Here is a 23,300-nt window from a genome sequence, read left to right as displayed (position 1 = left end):
ACATGAAGCGAATAATATTGGCAGAAATACTGAAGTGCAAATCACCGGCTCTGACATTTTCGTGAGAAAAACACGCGTTAAAGAGGCCTGTTTGCCCCCTTAATCTCCTGAAAGTGCCACTCCCCCACTTTCAGGCTTAAACGTCGTTTCTCCCCATAAATAATATCGATTATGGGGTGTTGATTATTTTTTAAACTATTTAAGGCGTTTTATGATTGAGAAAATAAGTAAGAAAATCAATAGCAATTGTGCACAAGCCTTCTCTCATGTTCAGTTAAAACAGCACATGCCAACTCCTTTACAAAACTCTTAAAATCTAAAAAAAAACGGGATTTAATGCCAGCCACCCACTAAATTTAAGGACATAATCCAGAGAAAGCAAACGACGTAAACAGAATGTAACTAAAGACCATTTAAAAACATATTATCAATATGAATCAATAATTTATGGAGATAATCATGTTTAAACTCACTACCCCCACCAGTCTTCCCCTTCTCAACCTGCCCGCCTCCGCGCTCGAAGCCCTTAGCAATGAAATCCTTGGACCTGTCGAGGATATCGACCTGTTTACCGCCTTCTGGAACGAAACGGGAACCCTGCTCTGGCATCTCAACCACGATGACACGCTCCCCGAAGACCCGCTGCTGGCAGTCGCTCTGGCTAACCCGGAATACGTCACCGCACTTGATGATGGCTGGTATCTCCTGCTCGGTATCGTCTGCGATAACGGTCAGGGTATCTATCTGGTGTTCCCGGGCACGACCATTATCACTGAGCTACAGAACCTGATTGGGGCGCTGAACCATGAGTAAGAAAAAAATCGCTACCGAAGCCGCTGTCACCGAAAGCTATACCGTGTTCTACAGCGGGGAAGCAGAGAAAATCAGTCCCCACAGTAAGGGGCTGCTGACGTATGAGCTGGGTCAGGAGGATGAAACCGGAAGCCTTGCCCTGCGCCTGACCGCCAATGGTGAAGGGGGCCTGTTCTCCCGCGAGTGGATAAGGCTTGATGCGATTCACGCCATTCTTGAACAGCAGCAGGACAGCTTTCCGTCCCGCGTGTTCCGCCCGTTGTTTGGTCAGGGCAGCACCAACAACGCCGGGTTTCTTGCCGCTGTACTCAGAAGCCCTGATATCTGTCTTATCGAAGCGGACAGCAGCAGACTCTTTATGCACCGCTGCTACGCCGACTGGCTGCATCGTATGACGCAGCTTACCGCGCTCAGTCAGGACTAACCCCCCGCTTTTTCTGTGTTCCATACCCCTTAAAAAGGAAATTCACTATGTCATCACCCGCTATATTGCAGGGCGGCTATGTGCTGCCGCTCTCCCGGTCGTTCACCCGACTGCTTCTGGATATCGTTGCGCAAAAACCGCCTCATCGTCACCCCATCACCGGATTAACCATTAACTTCCGTGACCCTGAATACTCGCCGGAAACGGGGGGCTGGCATCCGGTAGAAATACGCCTCATCCCTGCCGGAGAAGACTGGCAGCTCGATTACGTCACCGATTTTCACTATGCAGGACATCCGTGGCCTGAGCTTGAAAAAGATGTCGATGTGAGCTGGACGCATCGGTACACGTGGCTCTCCCGATGTGGCGATATCTCTCATGCCGACGCCCGTGAGTTCTGGTCGCTGTGGGAAAGTAACTTTATGGCTTACCACGATATGGGGGTTTTCACGGTCCGTACGTTGTGGGAAAGCTGAGTGTTCACTACGTTTCCCACGCATCCCCCTCTCCCCCGTAGTAAGGAACTGAATGTTATGTACCGGCTTCTGCTGCTGAACTTCGTGGATTCATTTATCGATAACTGCATTCTCTCCTGCGTCGATGAACCGGCTTACGGTGGTATCGTGCAGTGCGAACTGCTTTTTGGCCTTGCCGCACACAGCGGTATCTATGTAGGTAACGGCGATATTGTTCATCTTGATGGCGATGGAACCGTTATCAAAAGTAAGGCTAAAGGGTTTCTTGACCGGCTCGATGGCTGGAACTCCGCTATCTCGGTGTATACAGACTGTATGGATTTGACGCCTCAGGGTTGTGCGCGGGCCGCTGAACGGGCAAAGGCGGCAGTGGGTCAGCGCTATCCCTACAGCCTGCTCGACTTTAACTGCCACCGGTTTACTGCCCGCTGCGTTACCGGCAATTCATGCCCTGATATCTGGCTTGCCAGACACCTCGATTCTTTTCAGAAAGGGGACCGATGGCGCGTATGGCAACGATGAACGTTAATCGTCGCAGGCAACACGCTACCGGACAGGGAGAACGGCTCATCCGGCTGACCATGGTGCTGTTTTACGGTCAGACAATATCTGTTCGCTACATCATCCGGCAGTTTGACGTATCTCCCCGGACCGCAAGACGGGACCTCGCTCAACTGGCCTTTGTGCTCGAATCCGCTGGCCCTCACCGCTGGCGACTGGCTCCCTCGCTGAAACCCTGACTTTTTTCTCTGCCGGACATCTCCTGACCACCCCGTATGGCAGGCTGTCTCCGCTTTTCAATCCATAAGGGAACATGATGAAAATTTTAAAACTGTTAACCGCCACAATTCTGCTTTCCGCCTTCAGCCACAGCGCGTTCGCCGACGAGCAGGCTGACGCTCAGATGATAACCAACTCGACCTTCTGCGCGATGTACTCCACCCGCCTGACCCAGACCAGTGACAGCGGCCTTCAGGTAAAAGGCGTTAATCTCAATGCCCGCTTCAACGGACCGGTATTCAACCGGGTACTTCAGGTGATGAACAAAACCTATGGCAGAACCTGGCTCGAATCAAATGCCCGTAACGGCAGCATGACCGCCATGCAGCTTTCGCAGTCGGAGCTGCTCTATAACCCGGAATATGCCCGGCAGTGCGATGCCTTTGCGGATAAAGTGGAAAAGGAATGGCGCGGAAAGTAATCCCGACGCGTTATACCTCCATCCGGTGAACAGAAACCTGCTTTCGGGCAGGTTTTTTTTTACTTTTTTGTTTTTCAGGCGGACAAACCCTGTCCGGGGGCTTCCTTAAACTGTCAGGTCCAATATCTGCAATGAGGTGAAATATGGCTACCTACCGACACGACCCCGACCTTGAGTTTCTGCGCCACTGTCATCGTGACGATCTGGATTTACTGGTTTCAGTGCTTATCTACGATCCGAAAGACGGACTGGCACGCATCACGGAAACGCTGACCTATGATCCTCAGTATAAAAAACACAAGCCCAACCACCCGCGCTACTGGGATGCCATTGCCGCCGAGGTTCAGACGTTTGGGGCGAACAGCTTTGCCACGCTGCTCCGCTGGGGTAAAGGGGTGCTGTACCGGGAAATTCTTACCGATGCCTGCGATAAAATGAAGGTGAACTACAACAGCAAATCCAGTGTTGAAACCATTGAAATGAATCTGCTGATGAAGATTCTGGAGAAAAGTCTTGAGAAGATGACGCCCGACCAGCTAAAGACTGTGGCGGAAGAATTGCAGACAGGCTACAGCAATCCCACACCGGAGCTGCTGACCATGGCAATCCAGGCGGGGATAAAAACATCCGGATTTGCGGCCTATCAGATGGCGCTTGTTGTCACAAATGGCGTAGCAAAAGCCCTGTTAGGCAGAGGGCTGACCGTTGCAGGAAATGCCATGCTGACACGGACTATGGGCGCTTTTGCCGGTCCCGTGGGCTGGGTGCTCAGTTCTCTCTGGCTACTGATAGATTTAGCCGGTCCCGCATACCGGGTGACGCTACCATCCTGCATTTTTATTGCCTACATGCGCCAGAAGCATCTTTATTCACCTGAGAATACTGACGTTTAGCACTTACATTTAAGGTATTCAGACTTTAAAAAACTTCAGAGGGCGGACAAATCCTGTCCGCTACTGCTGGCATTATTTCCCGGCTAAATTCGGAAATGATGTATGACGCTGATAACACAAGAAAACGAACATGACAGACTGGCAACCCGCCTTTCCATCATCCTGAGCCGTTTGTTTCAGGGTGAAAAGCTGCATATCGGGACGCTGGCAGAAGAATTTGGGGTGACGACGCGCACGCTGCGGCGGGATTTTAACGTCCGCCTCACCTATCTTGATATTGAACAGAACAACGGCGTATATCAGCTCGCTTCGCATTACTTTCGTCGCCGCACGGAACGGGATATGAAGATACTGGCGAGGTTGCTGCATCTTGACCGTCTGTTACCCGCGATGGACGCCAAACTGCTGAGCCTTCTGCTTGACGGGGAGCACCCTTCACCCTACCGGATTATGCTCCCGGAGCCGCGCCAGAAACCCACGCTCTTTGGTGATTTCAGCAGACTGACGCTCGCCATACTCAACCAGACCCAGGTGCGTATCAGAACCGACGAAAACGTCAGCCATACCGTTCATCCCTATCGTCTGCTTTGCAGCCATGCGGAGTGGTTTCTTGCCGGATGTACGTCATCGGGCGTGTTCGTTATTTCCCTGTCCCGAATCAGGCTGGTTGAGGTATTACCGGATACAACGTTTGAGATCGATAACACACTCATTTCGCTGATTGAACAGTCTGACTTTATGGAAGCCTTACCCCACATGAACATTATTCATCAGATAATGCATTACGGGAGTAAACAGACGAATAATCGTAATTAAAATCACAACATATTATTAGTGATGATTAAATCACATTAACATGATAAGTGAGAAAGTTATGATTATCGATAAAGAATACGCACTTGTAGATGCAACAGCAAGACTTAACACTGACCTGAGGGATTATGAATATGAAATAAACAACGCCGCCATCATAACATTTGGCAATGACCTCATTGAGGTAATCGTATATCAGTTCAGCTTTGTCATCAGCATCAGGGCAGAGGGTGAAAAAATAAAGCACGGCCTACTTGTTAACTTCGGTAAAAATATAGCAAGACAGGTTTCATCACTTTGTGCATCCGCAATGCGAGTCTACCCGAATGAAAAACACAAACCGAGCCGTCAGCTTTTCCATTGCATAAATTAGTTTGTGCAAAGACTGTACTACCGACACGCAATAAATTAAAATAGGCCAGCTAATATAACATATGAGGTTTATGATGGCTGGCCAGTATGAAAAAGCAATAACGATAAAACAAGCGATAGATTCAATTAATTTACGCCACTATCTTCTGCCTGCAATTCAGAGGAAGTTCGTCTGGAGCAGCAGTCAGATATGTCTGCTGTTTGATTCCATCATGCGAGACTACCCGATAAACTCTTTCATGATGTGGGATATCCGTAGTGCCAGTATTAAAAACGATTACAAATTCTATGAATTCCTGAAAGAATACTGTCAGCGATTTAATGAAGAAAACCCCTGCGTAGCAACAAATGCTGGATTTCATGATTTCAAGGCGGTGATTGATGGTCAGCAGCGTCTCACATCATTATATATTGGATTGTGTGGAACGTATGCGTATAAACAGCCCCGGGTGTGGTGGCCTTCGGCACAGGATGATCGCATCCTGCCGCCAAGAAAGCTTTACGTCGATTTAACAGCGCCACTTAATTCAGACGATGAGCTCATGATGAAGTATAACTTCAGGTTCCTGACCGACAAGCAATACACTGATTCACTTACAGACAACAAACATCACTGGTTCTGCCTGCACGAAATATTCAAATACGAGCAGTATGATTCCCCTGATGATATTTTATTTAACGTTGTCGTACCAGAACTCGAAAAAAGAGGACTCATTTCCAGTGAATTTTCCAGAAAAACTCTGCTTAAACTTTATACCAAGATAAGAACTGAGAATCTTATCCACTACTTCAATGAGAGCAGTCAGGACATTGATCATGTGCTGGATGTTTTCATCCGCACGAACAGCGGGGGGACAAAACTTGAGTTCTCCGACTTACTGATGTCAATAGCGGTAGCACACTGGCAGGGCGATTTCAGAAGAGAACTGGATGAACTGACAAAAAATATTTATCAGAATAATGAAATGGGGTTTTATATCGAAAGAGACTGGTTCTTAAAAACCAGCCTGATGCTTATTGACTCTGACGTCCGGTTCAAAGTAAAAAACTTCACTTCAGAGGAGGTCGGTAAGATACAACAGCAATGGTCTGAAATAAAATCCTGTATCAAGGAGACTTTTATTCTCATCAGACGATTCGGCATCAATCCGCAGTCTTTGATATCTAAAAACGCAGTCATTCCTGTGGTCTACTGGCTTTACAAAAAGCAAACCAGTGGACATCCATTATATACAACGATTAATCTCCTGAATAAAAACCACAATGAACGCTCAGTAATTAGCCAGTGGTTTTACATGGTACTTCTGAAAGGGATCTTTGGAAGCCAGGCCGATGCGCTACTCACAAGCATCAGAGATGTAATGAAAAATAGTCTTTCAGATATTCATTTTCCTCTCGAGAAGATTATTGACAGGTACAAAGGCTCGAATAAGGACCTCAGATTTGACGACGAATACATCGAAAGCCTTCTCAATATCAGATATGGCGAAGGTCGTTGCCGTGCACTATTACATCTTCTGTACCCCGAAATGAATCCGACCGAGGTATTTCATATTGATCACCTTCACCCAAGAAATCATTTCTCAAAGAAATATCTTGAAAAATTAGATTATGTTGCGAATTCACCAAAGAACCTAGGCTTTTATGAAAACCCGGAACACTGGGACACCATACCTAATCTTCATTTACTGAATCACTCTCAGAATATAAGTAAACAGGATACTTCCCTGAAACAATGGTTATCTCAGTCATCAAACAACTATACGCCATCAATGCTGTTAGTTTCAGATGAAAATATTGAGTTCAGTCGCTTCCCGGAATTCTACAATGAACGAAGAAACGCCCTGAAGCAAAGACTGCTGAATCGGGTATTTCTTACATCAAAAATAGATTCATCACCATCCACAATGGATACGGATGAAGAAATTCTCACCGACTGAACGTTCAGCCCCGATAGTATTGGGGCTTCAGTATTTATCGTCAGCACAACGTTTCTACTGGCCTGACTGAAAGAGCGCTGCTTACACAATCGGGCAAACTGTAGTGGTCAACAAAGCCTGTCATCCATATGAAATTGCGATAAAATCGGGCCAATAACAGTACTTAAGAATCATACAACAGGATACAAGATGACAAGCCTTCAGCAGCGTGCCGAGCTACACCGTCAAATCTGGGCCATTGCCAATGATGTCAGAGGCTCCGTAGACGGATGGGATTTTAAACAGTATGTACTCGGTGCACTTTTCTATCGCTTCATCAGTGAGAATTTTTCCAGCTACATGGAAGCAGGGGATGAGAGCATACATTATGCAGCACTTGATGACAGCATCATTACCGATGACATCAAAGACGATGCCATCAGGACTAAAGGCTATTTCATCTACCCGAGCCAGCTGTTCTGCAACGTTGCCGCTAAAGCGAACACCAACGACAGGCTGAATGCTGATTTAAACAGTATCTTCGTCGCTATAGAAAGCTCTGCCTACGGCTATCCGTCCGAGGCCGACATCAAAGGCCTGTTCGCCGATTTCGATACGACCAGCAATCGACTGGGTAACACAGTTAAAGACAAAAACAGCCGTCTTGCCGCCGTTCTGAAAGGCGTTGAAGGGCTTAACCTGGGGAATTTTAACGAGCACCAGATTGACCTGTTTGGTGATGCCTACGAGTTCCTGATTTCTAACTATGCGGCAAATGCCGGTAAGTCTGGCGGGGAGTTCTTCACACCTCAGCACGTCTCTAAGCTGATTGCTCAGCTTGCGATGCACGGTCAGACTCACGTCAACAAAATCTATGACCCTGCTGCAGGCTCGGGCTCTCTGCTGCTGCAGGCTAAGAAACATTTTGATAACCACATAATTGAGGAAGGTTTTTTCGGTCAGGAGATTAACCATACGACGTTCAACCTGGCGCGTATGAACATGTTTCTGCACAACATCAACTACGACAAATTCGATATCAGGTTGGGCAATACCCTGACTGAACCACACTTTGGCGACGAAAAGCCGTTTGATGCGATTGTTTCGAACCCGCCATATTCGGTGAAATGGATTGGCAGTGACGATCCGACGCTGATTAACGATGAGCGTTTTGCTCCGGCAGGTGTGCTGGCACCAAAATCAAAAGCTGACTTTGCGTTTGTGCTTCATGCGCTTAACTACCTGTCCGCCAAAGGCCGCGCAGCAATAGTTTGCTTCCCCGGTATTTTTTACCGTGGCGGTGCAGAGCAGAAAATCCGACAGTACCTGGTCGATAATAACTATGTTGAAACGGTGATTTCTCTGGCACCTAATCTGTTCTTCGGCACCACCATTGCCGTAAACATTCTGGTGCTGTCTAAACATAAAACGGATACCAACGTTCAGTTTATTGACGCCAGCGGGTTGTTTAAGAAAGAAACCAATAACAATATCCTGACTGATGGTCATATTGAACAGATTATGCAGGTCTTTGCCAGCAAAGCAGACATTGACCATTTGGCGAAAACCGTACCTCAAGAAACAGTTGCTGCCAATAACTATAACCTTTCAGTCAGCAGCTACGTCGAAGCCTTGAATACCCGCGAAATAATTGATATTTCCGAACTAAATACTGAACTGAAAATCACCGTCGGCAAAATCGATCAGTTACGTAAGGACATCGACTCAATTGTGGCTGAGATTGAAGGTGACGAGGTACAGAAATGAGCGTTCTGAGCTATCTGGAAAAGTTACTTAATGGAGTTGATATTCAATGGAAGACGATTGGAGAAGTTACTCTACGAACGAGTAATATAAAATGGCGTGAGGCTACCCGCTCTTACCGATATGTGGATTTAACCTCTGTTGATATTGAAACAAAAAAAATCACTGAGACAACTGAAGTTACAGCGAACAATGCCCCGAGTAGGGCTCAAAAACTCATTGAGGAAAATGATGTTATTTTCGCAACAACTCGACCAACTCAACAACGGTTTTGCCTAATAGACGGTGAGTACTCAGACGAAGTAGCAAGCACCGGATTCTGTGTCTTAAGAGCGAAACAAGATGAGGTTCTACCAAAATGGATTTGGCATTGGATTTCAACAAGTTACTTTAAAAAATATGTTGAAGAAAATCAAAGCGGATCAGCATACCCAGCGATATCTGACGCGAAGGTAAAGGAGTGCTATATTCCAGTTCCCTGCCCGGAAAATCCTGAAAAGTCTCTGACCATCCAGTCTGAAATCGTCCGAATTCTGGATAAATTTACTGCTCTTACAGCTGAGCTTACAGCTGAGCTTACAGCTGAGCTTACCATGCGAAAAAAACAGTACAACTACTATCGTGACCAGTTGCTTTGTTTTGGCGAGGCCGAAGTTGAGTGGAAAACGCTAGCTGATGTAGCAATATTAAGACGCGGAAGAGTCATGTCCAAAGGGTATCTCGAACAGAATGCAGGAGACTACCCCGTTTATAGTTCCCAAACCGCAAGAAATGGGATGATTGGCTCAATAGATACTTACGACTTTGATGGTGAATTTATTAGTTGGACAACAGATGGTGCAAATGCTGGAACGGTTTTCTACCGTACAGGGAAATTCTCCATCACGAATGTTTGTGGACTAATCAAAATTCATGAAAATTATCCAATTAGCTATAAGTATCTTTACTATTGGCTTTCAATAGAAGCCCAAAAGCATGTCTATTCAGGTATGGGTAATCCTAAGCTAATGAGCCATCAGGTCGAGAAAATTACTGTGCCTATACCCTTCCCTGCATCACCAGAGAAATCAATGCTCGAACAACAGCGAATAGTCGGAATTCTGGACAAATTAGAGGCTATAACATTCTCATTGACTGAAGGCTTACCTCGTGAAATCGAGCTGCGCCAGAAACAGTACGAATACTATCGTGATTTACTGTTCAGCTTCCCGAAATCAGAAACAGCCAGCAACTGACAGACCATTGATACCGGTAGGGTATGTTTTCACCCACCCGGTATCAGGCTCTAGGAATACCGGAAGATGCTTCTGATACACTTTCGGGCTTTACCAGATGACGCACAGGATGCACCATGACACAACAGACACACACCATTGCTGAATCCAATAACTTTATCGTCCTTGATAAATACACCAAAGTTCTGGAGACCGGTGACAGCTACCAGAGCGAATCGGACCTTGAGCGGGAGCTGATTCAGGACCTTCTTAATCAGGGGTATGAGTTTATCTCCGTTAAGTCACCGACTGCGATGCTGGCGAATGTGCGGGACCAGCTTCAGCGCCTTAATGGTGTGGTGTTTAACGAAAGTGAATGGCGGCGCTTCGCAGAGCAGTATCTGGACAGCCCCAGTGACAGCAGCCTGGACAAAACCCGTAAAATCCATATCGACTATATCTGTGATTTTACGTTTGATGATGGTCGTCTGGAAAACATCTATCTGATAGATAAAAAGAACCTGCTGCGCAATAAGGTGCAGGTCATTCAGCAGTTTGAACAGACCGGCTCACACGCTAACCGTTATGATGTTACGATTCTGGTCAACGGCCTGCCACTGGTGCAAATCGAACTCAAAAAGCGTGGCGTGGCTATTCGTGAAGCCTTTAACCAGATACACCGTTACAGCAAGGAAAGCTTTAACAGCGATAACTCCCTGTTTAAATACCTGCAACTCTTTGTGATTTCCAACGGGACTGATACCCGGTACTTTGCCAGTACCACTAAGCGGGATAAAAACAGCTTTGATTTCACCATGAACTGGGCGAAATCGGATAACACTCTGATTAAGGACCTGAAGGACTTTACCGCCACCTTCTTCCAGAAGCATACCCTGCTGAATGTTCTGTTTAATTACAGCGTGTTTGACAGCAGCCAGACACTGCTCGTCATGCGCCCCTATCAGATTGCCGCCACTGAGCGAATCCTCTGGAAAATTAATAGCTCATTTAAAGCGAAGAACTGGTCAAAACCCGAAAGCGGCGGGTTTATCTGGCATACCACCGGGTCAGGAAAAACCCTGACCAGCTTTAAGGCCGCAAGACTGGCTACTGAGCTGGACTTTATCGATAAAGTCTTCTTCGTGGTCGACAGGAAAGACCTCGATTACCAGACCATGAAGGAGTATCAGCGCTTCTCTCCGGACAGTGTCAATGGTTCGGATAATACAGCAGGCCTTAGGAGAAACCTGGATAAGGACGATAACAAAATTATCGTCACAACCATTCAGAAACTCAATAACCTGATGAAAGCCGAAGCTGACCTGCCCGTCTATCAGCAGCAGGTGGTGTTTATCTTTGATGAGTGTCACCGCAGCCAGTTTGGTGAGGCCCAGAAAAACCTCAAAAAGAAATTCAGACGCTTTTATCAGTTTGGTTTTACCGGTACGCCTATTTTCCCGGAAAACGCACTGGGAGCAGAAACCACAACCAGCGTATTCGGGCGTGAGTTACATTCTTACGTAATTACTGATGCGATTCGTGATGAAAAAGTGCTGAAGTTTAAGGTGGACTATAACGATGTCCGCCCACAGTTTAAGTCTCTTGAAACGGAAACTGATGAGAAAAAACTCAGCACGGCTGAAAACCAACAGGCATTTTTGCACCCCCTGCGTATCCAGGAAATAACGCAATACATTCTCAATAACTTCCGTCAGAAAACACACCGAACCTTCCCGGGAGCTAAGGGCTTTAACGCCATGTTAGCAGTTAGCAGCGTGGACGCGGCAAAAGCTTATTACACGACGTTTAAAATGCTACAGGAAGAAGCGGAGAAGAAATCTGGCAGCTATAAACGCCTTCGGGTTGCAACCATCTTCTCCTTTGCTGCAAATGAAGAGCAAAGCGCCATTGGTGATATTACTGACGAAAGCTTTGATACCAGCGCGATGAACAGCAGCGCGAAGGAATTCCTGGATTCAGCCATTGATGACTATAACAACCACTTTAAAACCAATTTCAGTACCGACAGTAACGGTTTCCAGAACTACTACCGCGATTTAGCTCAACGAGTGAAAAATCAGGATATTGACCTTCTCATCGTGGTGGGAATGTTCTTAACCGGCTTTGATGCCCCGACGCTGAACACTCTGTTTGTTGACAAAAACCTGCGTTATCACGGTCTGATGCAGGCATTCTCACGCACCAACCGTATCTATGATGCAACCAAAACCTTCGGCAATATCGTGACCTTCAGGGACCTGGAGCGTCCGACTATTGATGCCATCACGCTTTTTGGCGACAAAAACACCAGGAATGTGGTGCTGGAAAAAAGCTACGAAGAGTACATGCAGGGCTTTACCGATGCGGCAACCGGCGAGGCTAAACGAGGTTTTATGGCTGTTGTTTCGGAGCTGGAGCAGCGCTTCCCTGACCCGGCCAGCATCGACAGTGAAAAAGAGAAAAAAGCCTTCGTCAAACTGTTTGGTGAATATCTGCGGGCAGAAAACATCCTGCAAAACTATGATGAATTTGCCACGCTGAAAGCCCTGCAGAAGGTTGATATTAGTGACCCGGAAGCGGTAGAAACCTTTAAAGCAGAGCACTATGTGGATGATGAAAAATTTGCTCAACTACAAACCATTCGTCTCCCGGCAGAACGTAAAGTTCAGGACTATCGCTCAGCATACAATGATATCCGGGACTGGCAGCGACGCGAAAAAGCAGCAAACGACAGGGATAAATCAACCACGGACTGGGATGACGTAGTGTTTGAAATTGACCTGCTTAAGTCGCAGGAGATTAACCTGGACTACATCCTTGGTCTGATTTTCGACCACAATCGTCAGAAAAAAGGTAAAGAAGCCCTGACTGAAGAGGTCAGACGCTTAATCCGGTCAAGTCTGGGCAACCGTGCCAAAGAAGGTCTGATTGTTGACTTTATTCAGCAAACTAACCTTGATGACATGCCGGACAAGGCCAGTATCATTGATGCATTCTTTACCTATGCTCAGCGTGAACAGCAGCGGGAAGCAGAAGCGTTGATTAAGGAAGAAAACCTCAATGCAGAGGCTGCAAGGCGCTACATCCGCACATCACTCAAACGGGAGTATGCTACCGAAAATGGGACGGAGCTAAATGAGACGCTACCAAAGCTCAGTCCACTGAATCCTCAGTACAAAACGAAAAAGCAGACTGTATTCCAGAAAATTGGGGCGTTTATCGAAAAATTTAAAGGGGTTGGAGGACACCTCTAGGTGCCAGATAAAAGAACAATGCGCTACCGCAATTTATAGGTAAAATTGTATCTTTTAACCTGCATCAGACCTGTTATATTCAATGAAGCACTGGTTAATGTTAATGCTAACTGATTGAATTTCAAACGTACATTCAGGCAATTAGCGTCCAGAACTTACAGAAACCAGTGCTTGATTTTGGATGGTAAAGTGCTGAATGGATGTATCACAGGAGAATACTTATGAGCGTAACTATAAAAGACGATCGACTCAGGACTATCGCGACCTTTGATGGCAAGACCTTGAAAGATGATCGACTGAGGACCATCGCGACGTTTGATGGTAAAGCCCTGAAAGACGACCGACTCCGTACCATCGCTACCTTTGACGGTAAAACCCTGAAAGACGACCGACTCCGCACCATCGCAACATTTGATGGGAAGACCTTGAAAGACGATCGACTCCGCACCATCGCAACATTTGATGGTAAAACACTTAAAGACGATCGACTCAGAACCATCGCGACAGTTAATGGGAATGTCAGTATTGTTGTTTTGGCGTTTGCTGTTCGGCTATTTTAGGGCTAAGAGCCTATCTCAACAGAGATTAATACTTTACCCAAAAGATATAATATCAGTATCTAAAAGCCTGCACCGTCTGATTTTTAGTCATTGAATCGCGAGAACGGGAGATAATTTCTCTTCTATGGGTATAGGCTCATAATGGTAGGATTCTGGTAGCTTCGAAACGCCGTATTTAAGCAATACTTAAGTCATGAAGAACCAAACTTAAACATTTTTCTCAAGGCAAACCAGTATAAAACTGTTAGTGCTGATAGAGCATTTGGTCTTTTTTGAAGGGATTGAAAATCCCCGTGTCCTTGGTTCGATTCCGAGTCCGGGCACCACTATTTAAAGAACCCAGCCTATGGCTGGGTTTTTGCTTTTCTGTATCCGCTACGCATTGAATTTTCCCTTCTGTCAGGTAATAGTGATTTTTTCCCCTGACAATGAAAATGATATGACCTTATCTGCTTTAAAAGTCGGGTCACTGCTCCTGCTGATGATCCTGTTTTATACCGGCCTGTTCACGAGCGATCGCGTCACCTGGCTGATGGAGGTGACGCCCGTCATTATCATCATCCCACTTCTGCTTGCCACGCACCGGCGATACCCCCTGACTCCCCTTCTCTATACCCTGGTTTTCTTCCACGCCATCATTCTGATGGTTGGTGGTATGTACACCTATGCAAAGGTTCCGGTTGGTTTTGAGGTTCAGGAGATGCTCGGGCTTAGCCGAAATCCGTATGACAAGCTCGGTCACTTCTTCCAGGGGCTGGTTCCCGCACTGGCAGCGCGAGAAATTCTGCTGCGCGGTGGGTATGTTCGTGGACATAAGATGACGGGATTTCTGGTGTGCTGTGTTGCTCTGGCCATTAGCGCCACCTATGAACTCATTGAGTGGTGGGCAGCTTTGGCAATGGGACAGGGTGCGGATGATTTTCTGGGGACGCAGGGCGATCCATGGGATACCCAGTCTGATATGTTTTGCGCGCTGCTTGGTGCGTTAACGACGGTGCTGATCCTTGGGCGTTTCCATCAGCGGCAATTGCTTCGTTTGAATGTTTGTCAGGGATAGTACGCTCTGAGTTGCCGGGTGGCGGCTTCGCCTTGCCCGGCCTGCCGTTTTTCAACAAACAAACGCAAAAAGGCCATCCTTCCGGATGGCCTCTTCACTTGTTTGATGCCTGGCAGTTCCCTACTCTCACATGGGGAGACCCCACACTACCATCGGCGCTACGGCGTTTCACTTCTGAGTTCGGCATGGGGTCAGGTGGGACCACCGCGCTACAGCCGCCAGGCAAATTCTTGTGCTCTGTCCTGTGTCTTTCGCACTGATACTGCGTTGGCTGCTCTCGTAAAGTCAGTCACATACCTCAGTATGCTCCTTCCTTTCCTTCGTTTGCCGCCTTGTCTCAGCGCAAAATCCTTCGGACTCTGAATCTAAGCTGAAAATCGTGTCTGTCTCTTCGCCAAAACACCTTCGGCGTTGTAAGGTTAAGCCTCACGGTTCATTAGTATCGGTTAGCTCAACGCATCGCTGCGCTTACACACCCGACCTATCAACGTCGTCGTCTTCAACGTTCCTTCAGGAGACTTAAAGTCTCAGGGAGAACTCATCTCGGGGCAAGTTTCGTGCTTAGATGCTTTCAGCACTTATCTCTTCCGCATTTAGCTACCGGGCAGTGCCATTGGCATGACAACCCGAACACCAGTGATGCGTCCACTCCGGTCCTCTCGTACTAGGAGCAGCCCCCCTCAATTCTCCAGCGCCCACGGCAGATAGGGACCGAACTGTCTCACGACGTTCTAAACCCAGCTCGCGTACCACTTTAAATGGCGAACAGCCATACCCTTGGGACCTACTTCAGCCCCAGGATGTGATGAGCCGACATCGAGGTGCCAAACACCGCCGTCGATATGAACTCTTGGGCGGTATCAGCCTGTTATCCCCGGAGTACCTTTTATCCGTTGAGCGATGGCCCTTCCATTCAGAACCACCGGATCACTATGACCTGCTTTCGCACCTGCTCGCGCCGTCACGCTCGCAGTCAAGCTGGCTTATGCCATTGCACTAACCTCCTGATGTCCGACCAGGATTAGCCAACCTTCGTGCTCCTCCGTTACTCTTTGGGAGGAGACCGCCCCAGTCAAACTACCCACCAGACACTGTCCGCAACCCGGATTACGGGTCTACGTTAGAACACCAGCCATTAAAGGGTGGTATTTCAAGGTTGGCTCCACGCAGACTGGCGTCCACGCTTCAAAGCCTCCCACCTATCCTACACATCAAGGACCAGTGTTCAGTGTCAAGCTATAGTAAAGGTTCACGGGGTCTTTCCGTCTTGCCGCGGGTACACTGCATCTTCACAGCGAGTTCAATTTCACTGAGTCTCGGGTGGAGACAGCCTGGCCATCATTACGCCATTCGTGCAGGTCGGAACTTACCCGACAAGGAATTTCGCTACCTTAGGACCGTTATAGTTACGGCCGCCGTTTACCGGGGCTTCGATCAAGAGCTTCGCGTTGCCGCTAACCCCATCAATTAACCTTCCGGCACCGGGCAGGCGTCACACCGTATACGTCCACTTTCGTGTTTGCACAGTGCTGTGTTTTTAATAAACAGTTGCAGCCAGCTGGTATCTTCGACTGATTTCAGCTCCACCCGCAGGGGCTTCACCTACACATCAGCGTGCCTTCTCCCGAAGTTACGGCACCATTTTGCCTAGTTCCTTCACCCGAGTTCTCTCAAGCGCCTTGGTATTCTCTACCTGACCACCTGTGTCGGTTTGGGGTACGATTTCGTGTTACCTGATGCTTAGAGGCTTTTCCTGGAAGCAGGGCATTTATCACTTCAGCACCGTAGTGCCTCGTCATCACACCTCAGCGTTAACAAGGTACCGGATTTACCTGGAACCTCCGCCTACATGCTTAAACCGGGACAACCGTCGCCCGGCTGACATAGCCTTCTCCGTCCCCCCTTCGCAGTAACACCAAGTACAGGAATATTAACCTGTTTCCCATCGACTACGCCTTTCGGCCTCGCCTTAGGGGTCGACTCACCCTGCCCCGATTAACGTTGGACAGGAACCCTTGGTCTTTCGGCGAGCGGGCTTTTCACCCGCTTTATCGTTACTTATGTCAGCATTCGCACTTCTGATACCTCCAGCATGCCTCACAGCACACCTTCAACGGCTTACAGAACGCTCCCCTACCCAACAACACATAGTGTCGCTGCCGCAGCTTCGGTGCATGGTTTAGCCCCGTTACATCTTCCGCGCAGGCCGACTCGACCAGTGAGCTATTACGCTTTCTTTAAATGATGGCTGCTTCTAAGCCAACATCCTGGCTGTCTGTGCCTTCCCACATCGTTTCCCACTTAACCATGACTTTGGGACCTTAGCTGGCGGTCTGGGTTGTTTCCCTCTTCACGACGGACGTTAGCACCCGCCGTGTGTCTCCCGTGATAACATTCTTCGGTATTCGTAGTTTGCATCGGGTTGGTAAGCCGGGATGGCCCCCTAGCCGAAACAGTGCTCTACCCCCGAAGATGAGTTCACGAGGCGCTACCTAAATAGCTTTCGGGGAGAACCAGCTATCTCCCGGTTTGATTGGCCTTTCACCCCCAGCCACAGGTCATCCGCTAATTTTTCAACATTAGTCGGTTCGGTCCTCCAGTTAGTGTTACCCAACCTTCAACCTGCCCATGGCTAGATCACCGGGTTTCGGGTCTATACCCTGCAACTTAACGCCCAGTTAAGACTCGGTTTCCCTTCGGCTCCCCTATACGGTTAACCTTGCTACAGAATATAAGTCGCTGACCCATTATACAAAAGGTACGCAGTCACCCCATAAAGAGGCTCCCACTGCTTGTACGTACACGGTTTCAGGTTCTTTTTCACTCCCCTCGCCGGGGTTCTTTTCGCCTTTCCCTCACGGTACTGGTTCACTATCGGTCAGTCAGGAGTATTTAGCCTTGGAGGATGGTCCCCCCATATTCAGACAGGATACCACGTGTCCCGCCCTACTCTTCGAGTTCACAGCAAGTGTGCTTTCGTGTACGGGACTATCACCCTGTACCGTCGGACTTTCCAGACCGTTCCACTAACACACAAGCTGATTCAGACTCCGGGCTGCTCCCCGTTCGCTCGCCGCTACTGGGGGAATCTCGGTTGATTTCTTTTCCTCGGGGTACTTAGATGTTTCAGTTCCCCCGGTTCGCCTCGTTAACCTATGTATTCAGTTAACGATAGTGCAACGGATTGCACTGGGTTTCCCCATTCGGACATCGCCGGGTCAAGGGTTCATATCACCTCGCCGGCGCTTTTCGCAGATTAGCACGTCCTTCATCGCCTCTGACTGCCAGGGCATCCACCGTGTACGCTTAGTCGCTTAACCTCACAACCCGAAGATGTTTCTTTCGATTCACCATCGACTTGCGAAAATTTGAGAGACTCGAACACACATGAGCTGTGTGTCGTTTCAATTTTCAGCTTGATCCAGATTTTTAAAGAGCAAATATCTCAAACATGACTCGCAAGTCAGTTTTGAGATATGACGGCAGGTGACTTTCACTCACGAACCAGCAAGTGGCGTCCCCTAGGGGATTCGAACCCCTGTTACCGCCGTGAAAGGGCGGTGTCCTGGGCCTCTAGACGAAGGGGACGTACAGTCTCAATCGCAAGACGCCTTGCTATTTACTTTTCATCAGACAATCTGTGTGAGCACTGCAAAGGCAGGTTCTTTAAGGTAAGGAGGTGATCCAACCGCAGGTTCCCCTACGGTTACCTTGTTACGACTTCACCCCAGTCATGAATCACAAAGTGGTAAGCGCCCTCCCGAAGGTTAAGCTACCTACTTCTTTTGCAACCCACTCCCATGGTGTGACGGGCGGTGTGTACAAGGCCCGGGAACGTATTCACCGTGGCATTCTGATCCACGATTACTAGCGATTCCGACTTCATGGAGTCGAGTTGCAGACTCCAATCCGGACTACGACGCACTTTATGAGGTCCGCTTGCTCTCGCGAGGTCGCTTCTCTTTGTATGCGCCATTGTAGCACGTGTGTAGCCCTACTCGTAAGGGCCATGATGACTTGACGTCATCCCCACCTTCCTCCAGTTTATCACTGGCAGTCTCCTTTGAGTTCCCGGCCGGACCGCTGGCAACAAAGGATAAGGGTTGCGCTCGTTGCGGGACTTAACCCAACATTTCACAACACGAGCTGACGACAGCCATGCAGCACCTGTCTCAGAGTTCCCGAAGGCACCAATCCATCTCTGGAAAGTTCTCTGGATGTCAAGAGTAGGTAAGGTTCTTCGCGTTGCATCGAATTAAACCACATGCTCCACCGCTTGTGCGGGCCCCCGTCAATTCATTTGAGTTTTAACCTTGCGGCCGTACTCCCCAGGCGGTCGACTTAACGCGTTAGCTCCGGAAGCCACGCCTCAAGGGCACAACCTCCAAGTCGACATCGTTTACGGCGTGGACTACCAGGGTATCTAATCCTGTTTGCTCCCCACGCTTTCGCACCTGAGCGTCAGTCTTTGTCCAGGGGGCCGCCTTCGCCACCGGTATTCCTCCAGATCTCTACGCATTTCACCGCTACACCTGGAATTCTACCCCCCTCTACAAGACTCTAGCCTGCCAGTTTCGAATGCAGTTCCCAGGTTGAGCCCGGGGATTTCACATCCGACTTGACAGACCGCCTGCGTGCGCTTTACGCCCAGTAATTCCGATTAACGCTTGCACCCTCCGTATTACCGCGGCTGCTGGCACGGAGTTAGCCGGTGCTTCTTCTGCGGGTAACGTCAATTGCTGAGGTTATTAACCTCAACACCTTCCTCCCCGCTGAAAGTACTTTACAACCCGAAGGCCTTCTTCATACACGCGGCATGGCTGCATCAGGCTTGCGCCCATTGTGCAATATTCCCCACTGCTGCCTCCCGTAGGAGTCTGGACCGTGTCTCAGTTCCAGTGTGGCTGGTCATCCTCTCAGACCAGCTAGGGATCGTCGCCTAGGTGAGCCGTTACCCCACCTACTAGCTAATCCCATCTGGGCACATCCGATGGCAAGAGGCCCGAAGGTCCCCCTCTTTGGTCTTGCGACGTTATGCGGTATTAGCTACCGTTTCCAGTAGTTATCCCCCTCCATCAGGCAGTTTCCCAGACATTACTCACCCGTCCGCCACTCGTCAGCGAAGCAGCAAGCTGCTTCCTGTTACCGTTCGACTTGCATGTGTTAGGCCTGCCGCCAGCGTTCAATCTGAGCCATGATCAAACTCTTCAATTTAAAAGTTTGATGCTCAATGAATTAAACTTCGTAATGAATTACGTGTTCACTCGTTGAGACTTGGTATTCATTTAGTGTCCGAGGACATTAAGAATCCATGTCACTTTGAGTGCCCACACAGATTGTCTGATAAATTGTTAAAGAGCAGTTGCGACGCGCTTCAGCGCTCTGTCGCGAGGTGGCGTATATTACGCTTTCCTCTTTCAGAGTCAACCCGTTATTTCAGGATTTTTTCTCTTCAACCGACCGGGTTATCTGTGAAGTGATTCACATCCGCCGTGTCGATGGAGGCGCATTATAGGGAGTTCCCGAGCGACCGCAACAGAAAAGTTGCAAAAAAATGACTGACTGCTGTATTCCCCAGCAAAACCCCGCCTTATACCTTTTTACGCACAGACTTATCCACAATCTATTGACGATCCCGGTGTGATCCAACGATTTGAACACTATACTAGCGGCAAATATTTCTCTCGCGGGCCAACCTCATGACGACACAACGACTTCAACGTGACTGGCGTATCCCAACCGCCGGGCTCGCCGTGCTGGTGTTACTTATGGCAGGTTTTGCACTGCATACGCACTGGAATGCTTTTATTCAGTGGTGCCTCGCCACCCAGATCACCCTGCACCGATATCTGGTGATGTATCTGCTGCAACTTAATAATGATCAGTACAGCGGTGGGCTATGGTTGTTAACCGGTGCGTTTCTTTATGGTGTACTCCATGCCGTTGGACCTGGGCACGGCAAATTTATCGTTACCACGTATCTCACCACCAATAAAGAGAGCCAGCTCGCGGCGCGCGTCGTACCGTTTATCGGTAGCATGATGCAGGGCGTCAGCGCGATCGTCTTTGTCTTTATCCTGGCGGTTGGATTGAACCTCGCGTCAGGAGATATCAGCACCAGCCGTTGGTACGTCGAGAAAATCAGCGCCGTGCTGATTGCCGTCTTCGGTGCGTTTATCATTTATCAGGCGCTCAGCAGCCTGCGTCCGCGCAAAATGGCGATTAGCGCCATCAAGCCGCTTCACCAGCATAATGAACGCTGTGGCTGCGGCCATCACGGCGTAGGGGTGGATCTGACTAAAAGCGACTGGAAAACCCGTCTGGGCGTGGTGCTGGCCATTGGCGCACGCCCGTGCAGCGGGGCAATTATGATCCTGATGTTCTCGAATGCGCTCGGTATTATTAGCTGGGGGATTGCTGCTGTGATGACAATGTCGCTGGGCACGGCGCTGTCGATTATGGGGCTGTCGCTGGCAGTACGTTACGCGCGTGAACGCACAGTAGCCTGGTTTGGCGGCGGCACGTCCCTGAACTGGGTAATGCCGATGGTCAAAATTGCCGGAGGGATTGTTCTGATGCTGTTCGCGACGATCCTGTTCCTGACGGTGATCCCCGTCAGCGCCGGCGGCGACTATATTGCCGCAGGATGCTAATAAAAGAAAACCCGCCAGCGGCGGGTTTTTTTATCACTCGTTAATTCGCGGATGCTGATCGACAAGGCGAGAGCGTTTTGTCTGGAGCGCCTCAATCTCTGCGTCAATATCTTCAATCTTCTGCTCTACATTATCGTAGTGCTCACGCAGGATCTCTTTCGCTTCCTGAATATCAGACGCCGCAGGCGTTGCCCCTTTCAACGGACGATTCGCCGTCTCCTTCATGGTAATACCGGTAATCAGGCCGATCACCGCAATGACCATCAGATAGTAAGCAGGCATCATCAGGTTCTGCGTGCTCTCCACCAGTGAAGCAGCAAGCGTCGGCGTCAGGCCCGCAATCAGAACGGAGATATTAAAGGCTGCCGCCAGCGCACTGTAGCGAATATGCGTCGGGAACATTGCCGGCAGCGTAGAAGCCATCACCCCGATGAAGCAGTTGAGGATCACCGCCAGCATCAGCAGACCGGCGAAAATCAGCCCCAGCACATTGCTGTTAATCAGAATAAAGGCCGGGATTGCCAGTGCGAACAGGGCGACGCTGCCGAGAATAATGAATGGCTTACGGCCAAAGCGGTCGCTCAGCAGACCCATAATCGGCTGCACAAACAGCATACCCACCATGATGGCGATAATAATCAGCACACCGTGGTCTTCCGAGTAGTGCAGGTTATGCGACAGGTAGCTCGGCATGTAGGTCAACAGCATGTAATAGGTCACGTTGGTGGAAATCACCAGACCAATACAGGTCAGCAGGCTGCGCCAGTGTTTGGTCGCAATCTCCTTGAACGACACTTTCGGGCCATCCTGTAACCCTTCACGGTCACCCTGCTCCAGCTTTTCAACGTGCTGCTGGAACGCAGGCGTCTCTTCCAGGGCGTGACGCAGATAAAGCCCAATGATGCCCAGCGGCAGCGCCAGGAAGAACGGAATACGCCAGCCCCAGTCAAGGAAGTTCTCTTCACCCACTACGGTTGAGATCAGAACCACAACCCCCGCGCCCATGACAAAACCGGCAATCGAACCAAAGTCCAGCCAGCTGCCCATAAAGCCACGTTTACGGTCCGGAGAATATTCAGCGACAAAAATCGATGCGCCGGTATATTCGCCACCAACGGAGAAGCCCTGCGCCATCTTACAGATCAACAGCAGAATCGGCGCCCATATACCAATAGTTGCATACGACGGAATAAGGCCGATACAGAATGTACTTATCGACATGATGACAATGGTAATAGCCAGGATCTTCTGGCGACCATATTTATCACCCAGCATGCCGAAGAAAAGGCCACCGAGAGGACGAATCAGGAAGGGAACGGAGAACGTACCCAGCGCAGCAATCATCTGCAAGCTGGGATCGGCACCAGGGAAGAACACTTTACCAAGTGCATAGGCCACAAAGCCGTAAACACCAAAATCGAACCACTCCATCGCATTACCGAGCGAGGCCGCTGTAATCGCTTTGCGCAGTTTCGCGTCATCAATAATGGTGACATCGCGCAGCGTGATGGGTTTTACTTTTTTCCTTCTAAGCATAGCTTTCCTCGTAGACTCAGCCCTGTCCGTTTCACAGCGCATTTTGCAAGCTGTGAACCAGAGACCCGCTCCATGCGAATCTCCTTATTCAAGCGTAGCAGGTTTACTTACATTGACGTTTTACCTCAATACAACCGAACCTGTTGACGCCTGTCTGGGCAGTTAAAGACCTTTTTACCCTACCAGCGTTTATATATGTGATCAACTTCACACATATTTTTCCTGTTCGTAAGCTGCCTTCAGCTTTTGTCAATTCATGATAAATAAGGTCATTCTAAACCCCCTTATCAAACAGATCTTAACGCCCGTTATTATTCCTCCCCAAACAAAATGCAAGCACATTTCTTCACA

General features: G+C 48.9%; 17 protein-coding genes, 1 tRNA gene and 3 rRNA genes. 16 read left to right on the top strand and 5 right to left on the bottom strand.

Translation table 11 applies throughout. The features are described 5' to 3' along the window. Positions 1 to 459 precede the first annotated feature (459 nt). The 15 genes from ACQG1Y_RS01995 (at position 460) to ACQG1Y_RS01925 (ending at position 14,760) form a co-directional block, all read left to right on the top strand. Positions 460 to 813: a hypothetical protein gene (locus ACQG1Y_RS01995; protein WP_414234799.1), complete on the top strand. Its 354-nt coding sequence runs from the start codon at positions 460 to 462 to the stop codon at positions 811 to 813. Then, complete coding sequence (locus tag ACQG1Y_RS01990; RefSeq protein ID WP_414234800.1) at positions 806 to 1,237, top strand: hypothetical protein; 432 nt, start codon at positions 806 to 808, stop codon at positions 1,235 to 1,237. The genes ACQG1Y_RS01995 and ACQG1Y_RS01990 overlap by 8 nt, the downstream gene beginning before the upstream one ends. A gap of 47 nt (positions 1,238 to 1,284) precedes the next feature. Then, on the top strand, positions 1,285 to 1,713 hold the full coding sequence (locus ACQG1Y_RS01985) for a DUF2787 family protein (RefSeq protein WP_414234801.1): 429 nt from the start codon (positions 1,285 to 1,287) through the stop codon (positions 1,711 to 1,713). Between the two features lie 57 nt (positions 1,714 to 1,770). Next, complete coding sequence (locus ACQG1Y_RS01980; RefSeq protein WP_000286078.1) at positions 1,771 to 2,235, top strand: lecithin retinol acyltransferase family protein; 465 nt, start codon at positions 1,771 to 1,773, stop codon at positions 2,233 to 2,235. Next, positions 2,214 to 2,453, top strand: coding sequence for a DeoR family transcriptional regulator (locus ACQG1Y_RS01975; protein WP_000113424.1), 240 nt, complete (start codon positions 2,214 to 2,216; stop codon positions 2,451 to 2,453). Before ACQG1Y_RS01980 ends, ACQG1Y_RS01975 begins: the two co-directional genes overlap by 22 nt. A gap of 74 nt (positions 2,454 to 2,527) precedes the next feature. Continuing rightward, a complete protein-coding gene (locus tag ACQG1Y_RS01970; RefSeq protein WP_223349776.1) occupies positions 2,528 to 2,914 on the top strand; it encodes a hypothetical protein in 387 nt (128 codons plus the stop codon). Between the two features lie 143 nt (positions 2,915 to 3,057). Beyond that, positions 3,058 to 3,807: a DUF3944 domain-containing protein gene (locus tag ACQG1Y_RS01965; protein WP_029403631.1), complete on the top strand. Its 750-nt coding sequence runs from the start codon at positions 3,058 to 3,060 to the stop codon at positions 3,805 to 3,807. A gap of 102 nt (positions 3,808 to 3,909) precedes the next feature. Further along, positions 3,910 to 4,623, top strand: coding sequence for a helix-turn-helix transcriptional regulator (locus ACQG1Y_RS01960; protein ID WP_023205801.1), 714 nt, complete (start codon positions 3,910 to 3,912; stop codon positions 4,621 to 4,623). Between the two features lie 58 nt (positions 4,624 to 4,681). Continuing rightward, complete coding sequence (locus ACQG1Y_RS01955) at positions 4,682 to 4,993, top strand: hypothetical protein (RefSeq protein WP_023337782.1); 312 nt, start codon at positions 4,682 to 4,684, stop codon at positions 4,991 to 4,993. 70 nt (positions 4,994 to 5,063) lie between these two features. Continuing rightward, the gene (locus ACQG1Y_RS01950) at positions 5,064 to 6,932 is read left to right on the top strand and encodes a DUF262 domain-containing protein (protein WP_426736611.1); all 1,869 of its coding nucleotides are present in this window, start codon (positions 5,064 to 5,066) and stop codon (positions 6,930 to 6,932) included. Between the two features lie 189 nt (positions 6,933 to 7,121). Further along, positions 7,122 to 8,678: a type I restriction-modification system subunit M gene (locus ACQG1Y_RS01945; RefSeq protein ID WP_426736609.1), complete on the top strand. Its 1,557-nt coding sequence runs from the start codon at positions 7,122 to 7,124 to the stop codon at positions 8,676 to 8,678. Next, the gene (locus ACQG1Y_RS01940) at positions 8,675 to 9,910 is read left to right on the top strand and encodes a restriction endonuclease subunit S (protein ID WP_414234804.1); all 1,236 of its coding nucleotides are present in this window, start codon (positions 8,675 to 8,677) and stop codon (positions 9,908 to 9,910) included. Before ACQG1Y_RS01945 ends, ACQG1Y_RS01940 begins: the two co-directional genes overlap by 4 nt. Before the next feature lie 116 nt (positions 9,911 to 10,026). Beyond that, positions 10,027 to 13,143, top strand: a complete 3,117-nt coding sequence (locus ACQG1Y_RS01935; protein ID WP_414234805.1) for an HsdR family type I site-specific deoxyribonuclease — start codon at positions 10,027 to 10,029, stop codon at positions 13,141 to 13,143. A gap of 221 nt (positions 13,144 to 13,364) precedes the next feature. After that, positions 13,365 to 13,703, top strand: coding sequence for a 5-fold beta-flower protein (locus tag ACQG1Y_RS01930; protein ID WP_414234806.1), 339 nt, complete (start codon positions 13,365 to 13,367; stop codon positions 13,701 to 13,703). Between the two features lie 439 nt (positions 13,704 to 14,142). Beyond that, on the top strand, positions 14,143 to 14,760 hold the full coding sequence (locus ACQG1Y_RS01925) for a DUF2238 domain-containing protein (protein WP_032104127.1): 618 nt from the start codon (positions 14,143 to 14,145) through the stop codon (positions 14,758 to 14,760). A gap of 107 nt (positions 14,761 to 14,867) precedes the next feature. On the opposite strand, the gene rrf is transcribed toward ACQG1Y_RS01925, so the two are convergent. The 4 genes from rrf to ACQG1Y_RS01905 form a co-directional block, all read right to left on the bottom strand. Next, positions 14,868 to 14,983 (bottom strand): 5S ribosomal RNA (rrf, locus tag ACQG1Y_RS01920). Between the two features lie 192 nt (positions 14,984 to 15,175). Then, positions 15,176 to 18,080, bottom strand: a 23S ribosomal RNA gene (locus ACQG1Y_RS01915). A 192-nt stretch (positions 18,081 to 18,272) separates the two neighbouring features. Next, a tRNA-Glu gene (locus tag ACQG1Y_RS01910) sits at positions 18,273 to 18,348 on the bottom strand. 84 nt (positions 18,349 to 18,432) lie between these two features. Further along, positions 18,433 to 19,974: ribosomal RNA gene (locus ACQG1Y_RS01905) — 16S ribosomal RNA — on the bottom strand. The 16S, 23S and 5S rRNA genes sit together here with 1 tRNA gene alongside, the layout of an rRNA operon. A gap of 485 nt (positions 19,975 to 20,459) precedes the next feature. Between ACQG1Y_RS01905 and ACQG1Y_RS01900 the strand changes: the two genes are divergently transcribed. Next, positions 20,460 to 21,413, top strand: a complete 954-nt coding sequence (locus tag ACQG1Y_RS01900; protein ID WP_045141418.1) for a nickel/cobalt transporter — start codon at positions 20,460 to 20,462, stop codon at positions 21,411 to 21,413. Between the two features lie 33 nt (positions 21,414 to 21,446). Here ACQG1Y_RS01900 and proP read toward each other — a convergent pair whose 3' ends face one another. Beyond that, positions 21,447 to 22,949, bottom strand: coding sequence for a glycine betaine/L-proline transporter ProP (gene proP / locus ACQG1Y_RS01895; RefSeq protein ID WP_015570231.1), 1,503 nt, complete (start codon positions 22,947 to 22,949; stop codon positions 21,447 to 21,449). Between the last annotated feature and the right edge of the window lie 351 nt (positions 22,950 to 23,300).

Source organism: Enterobacter cloacae complex sp. 397G4, from assembly GCF_050031515.1.
In the GTDB taxonomy this organism is placed as follows: Bacteria; Pseudomonadota; Gammaproteobacteria; order Enterobacterales; family Enterobacteriaceae; genus Enterobacter; species Enterobacter hormaechei_C.
Note: the sequence above shows the minus strand (reverse complement) of the source record. Positions and strands in the feature narration are given on the sequence as shown.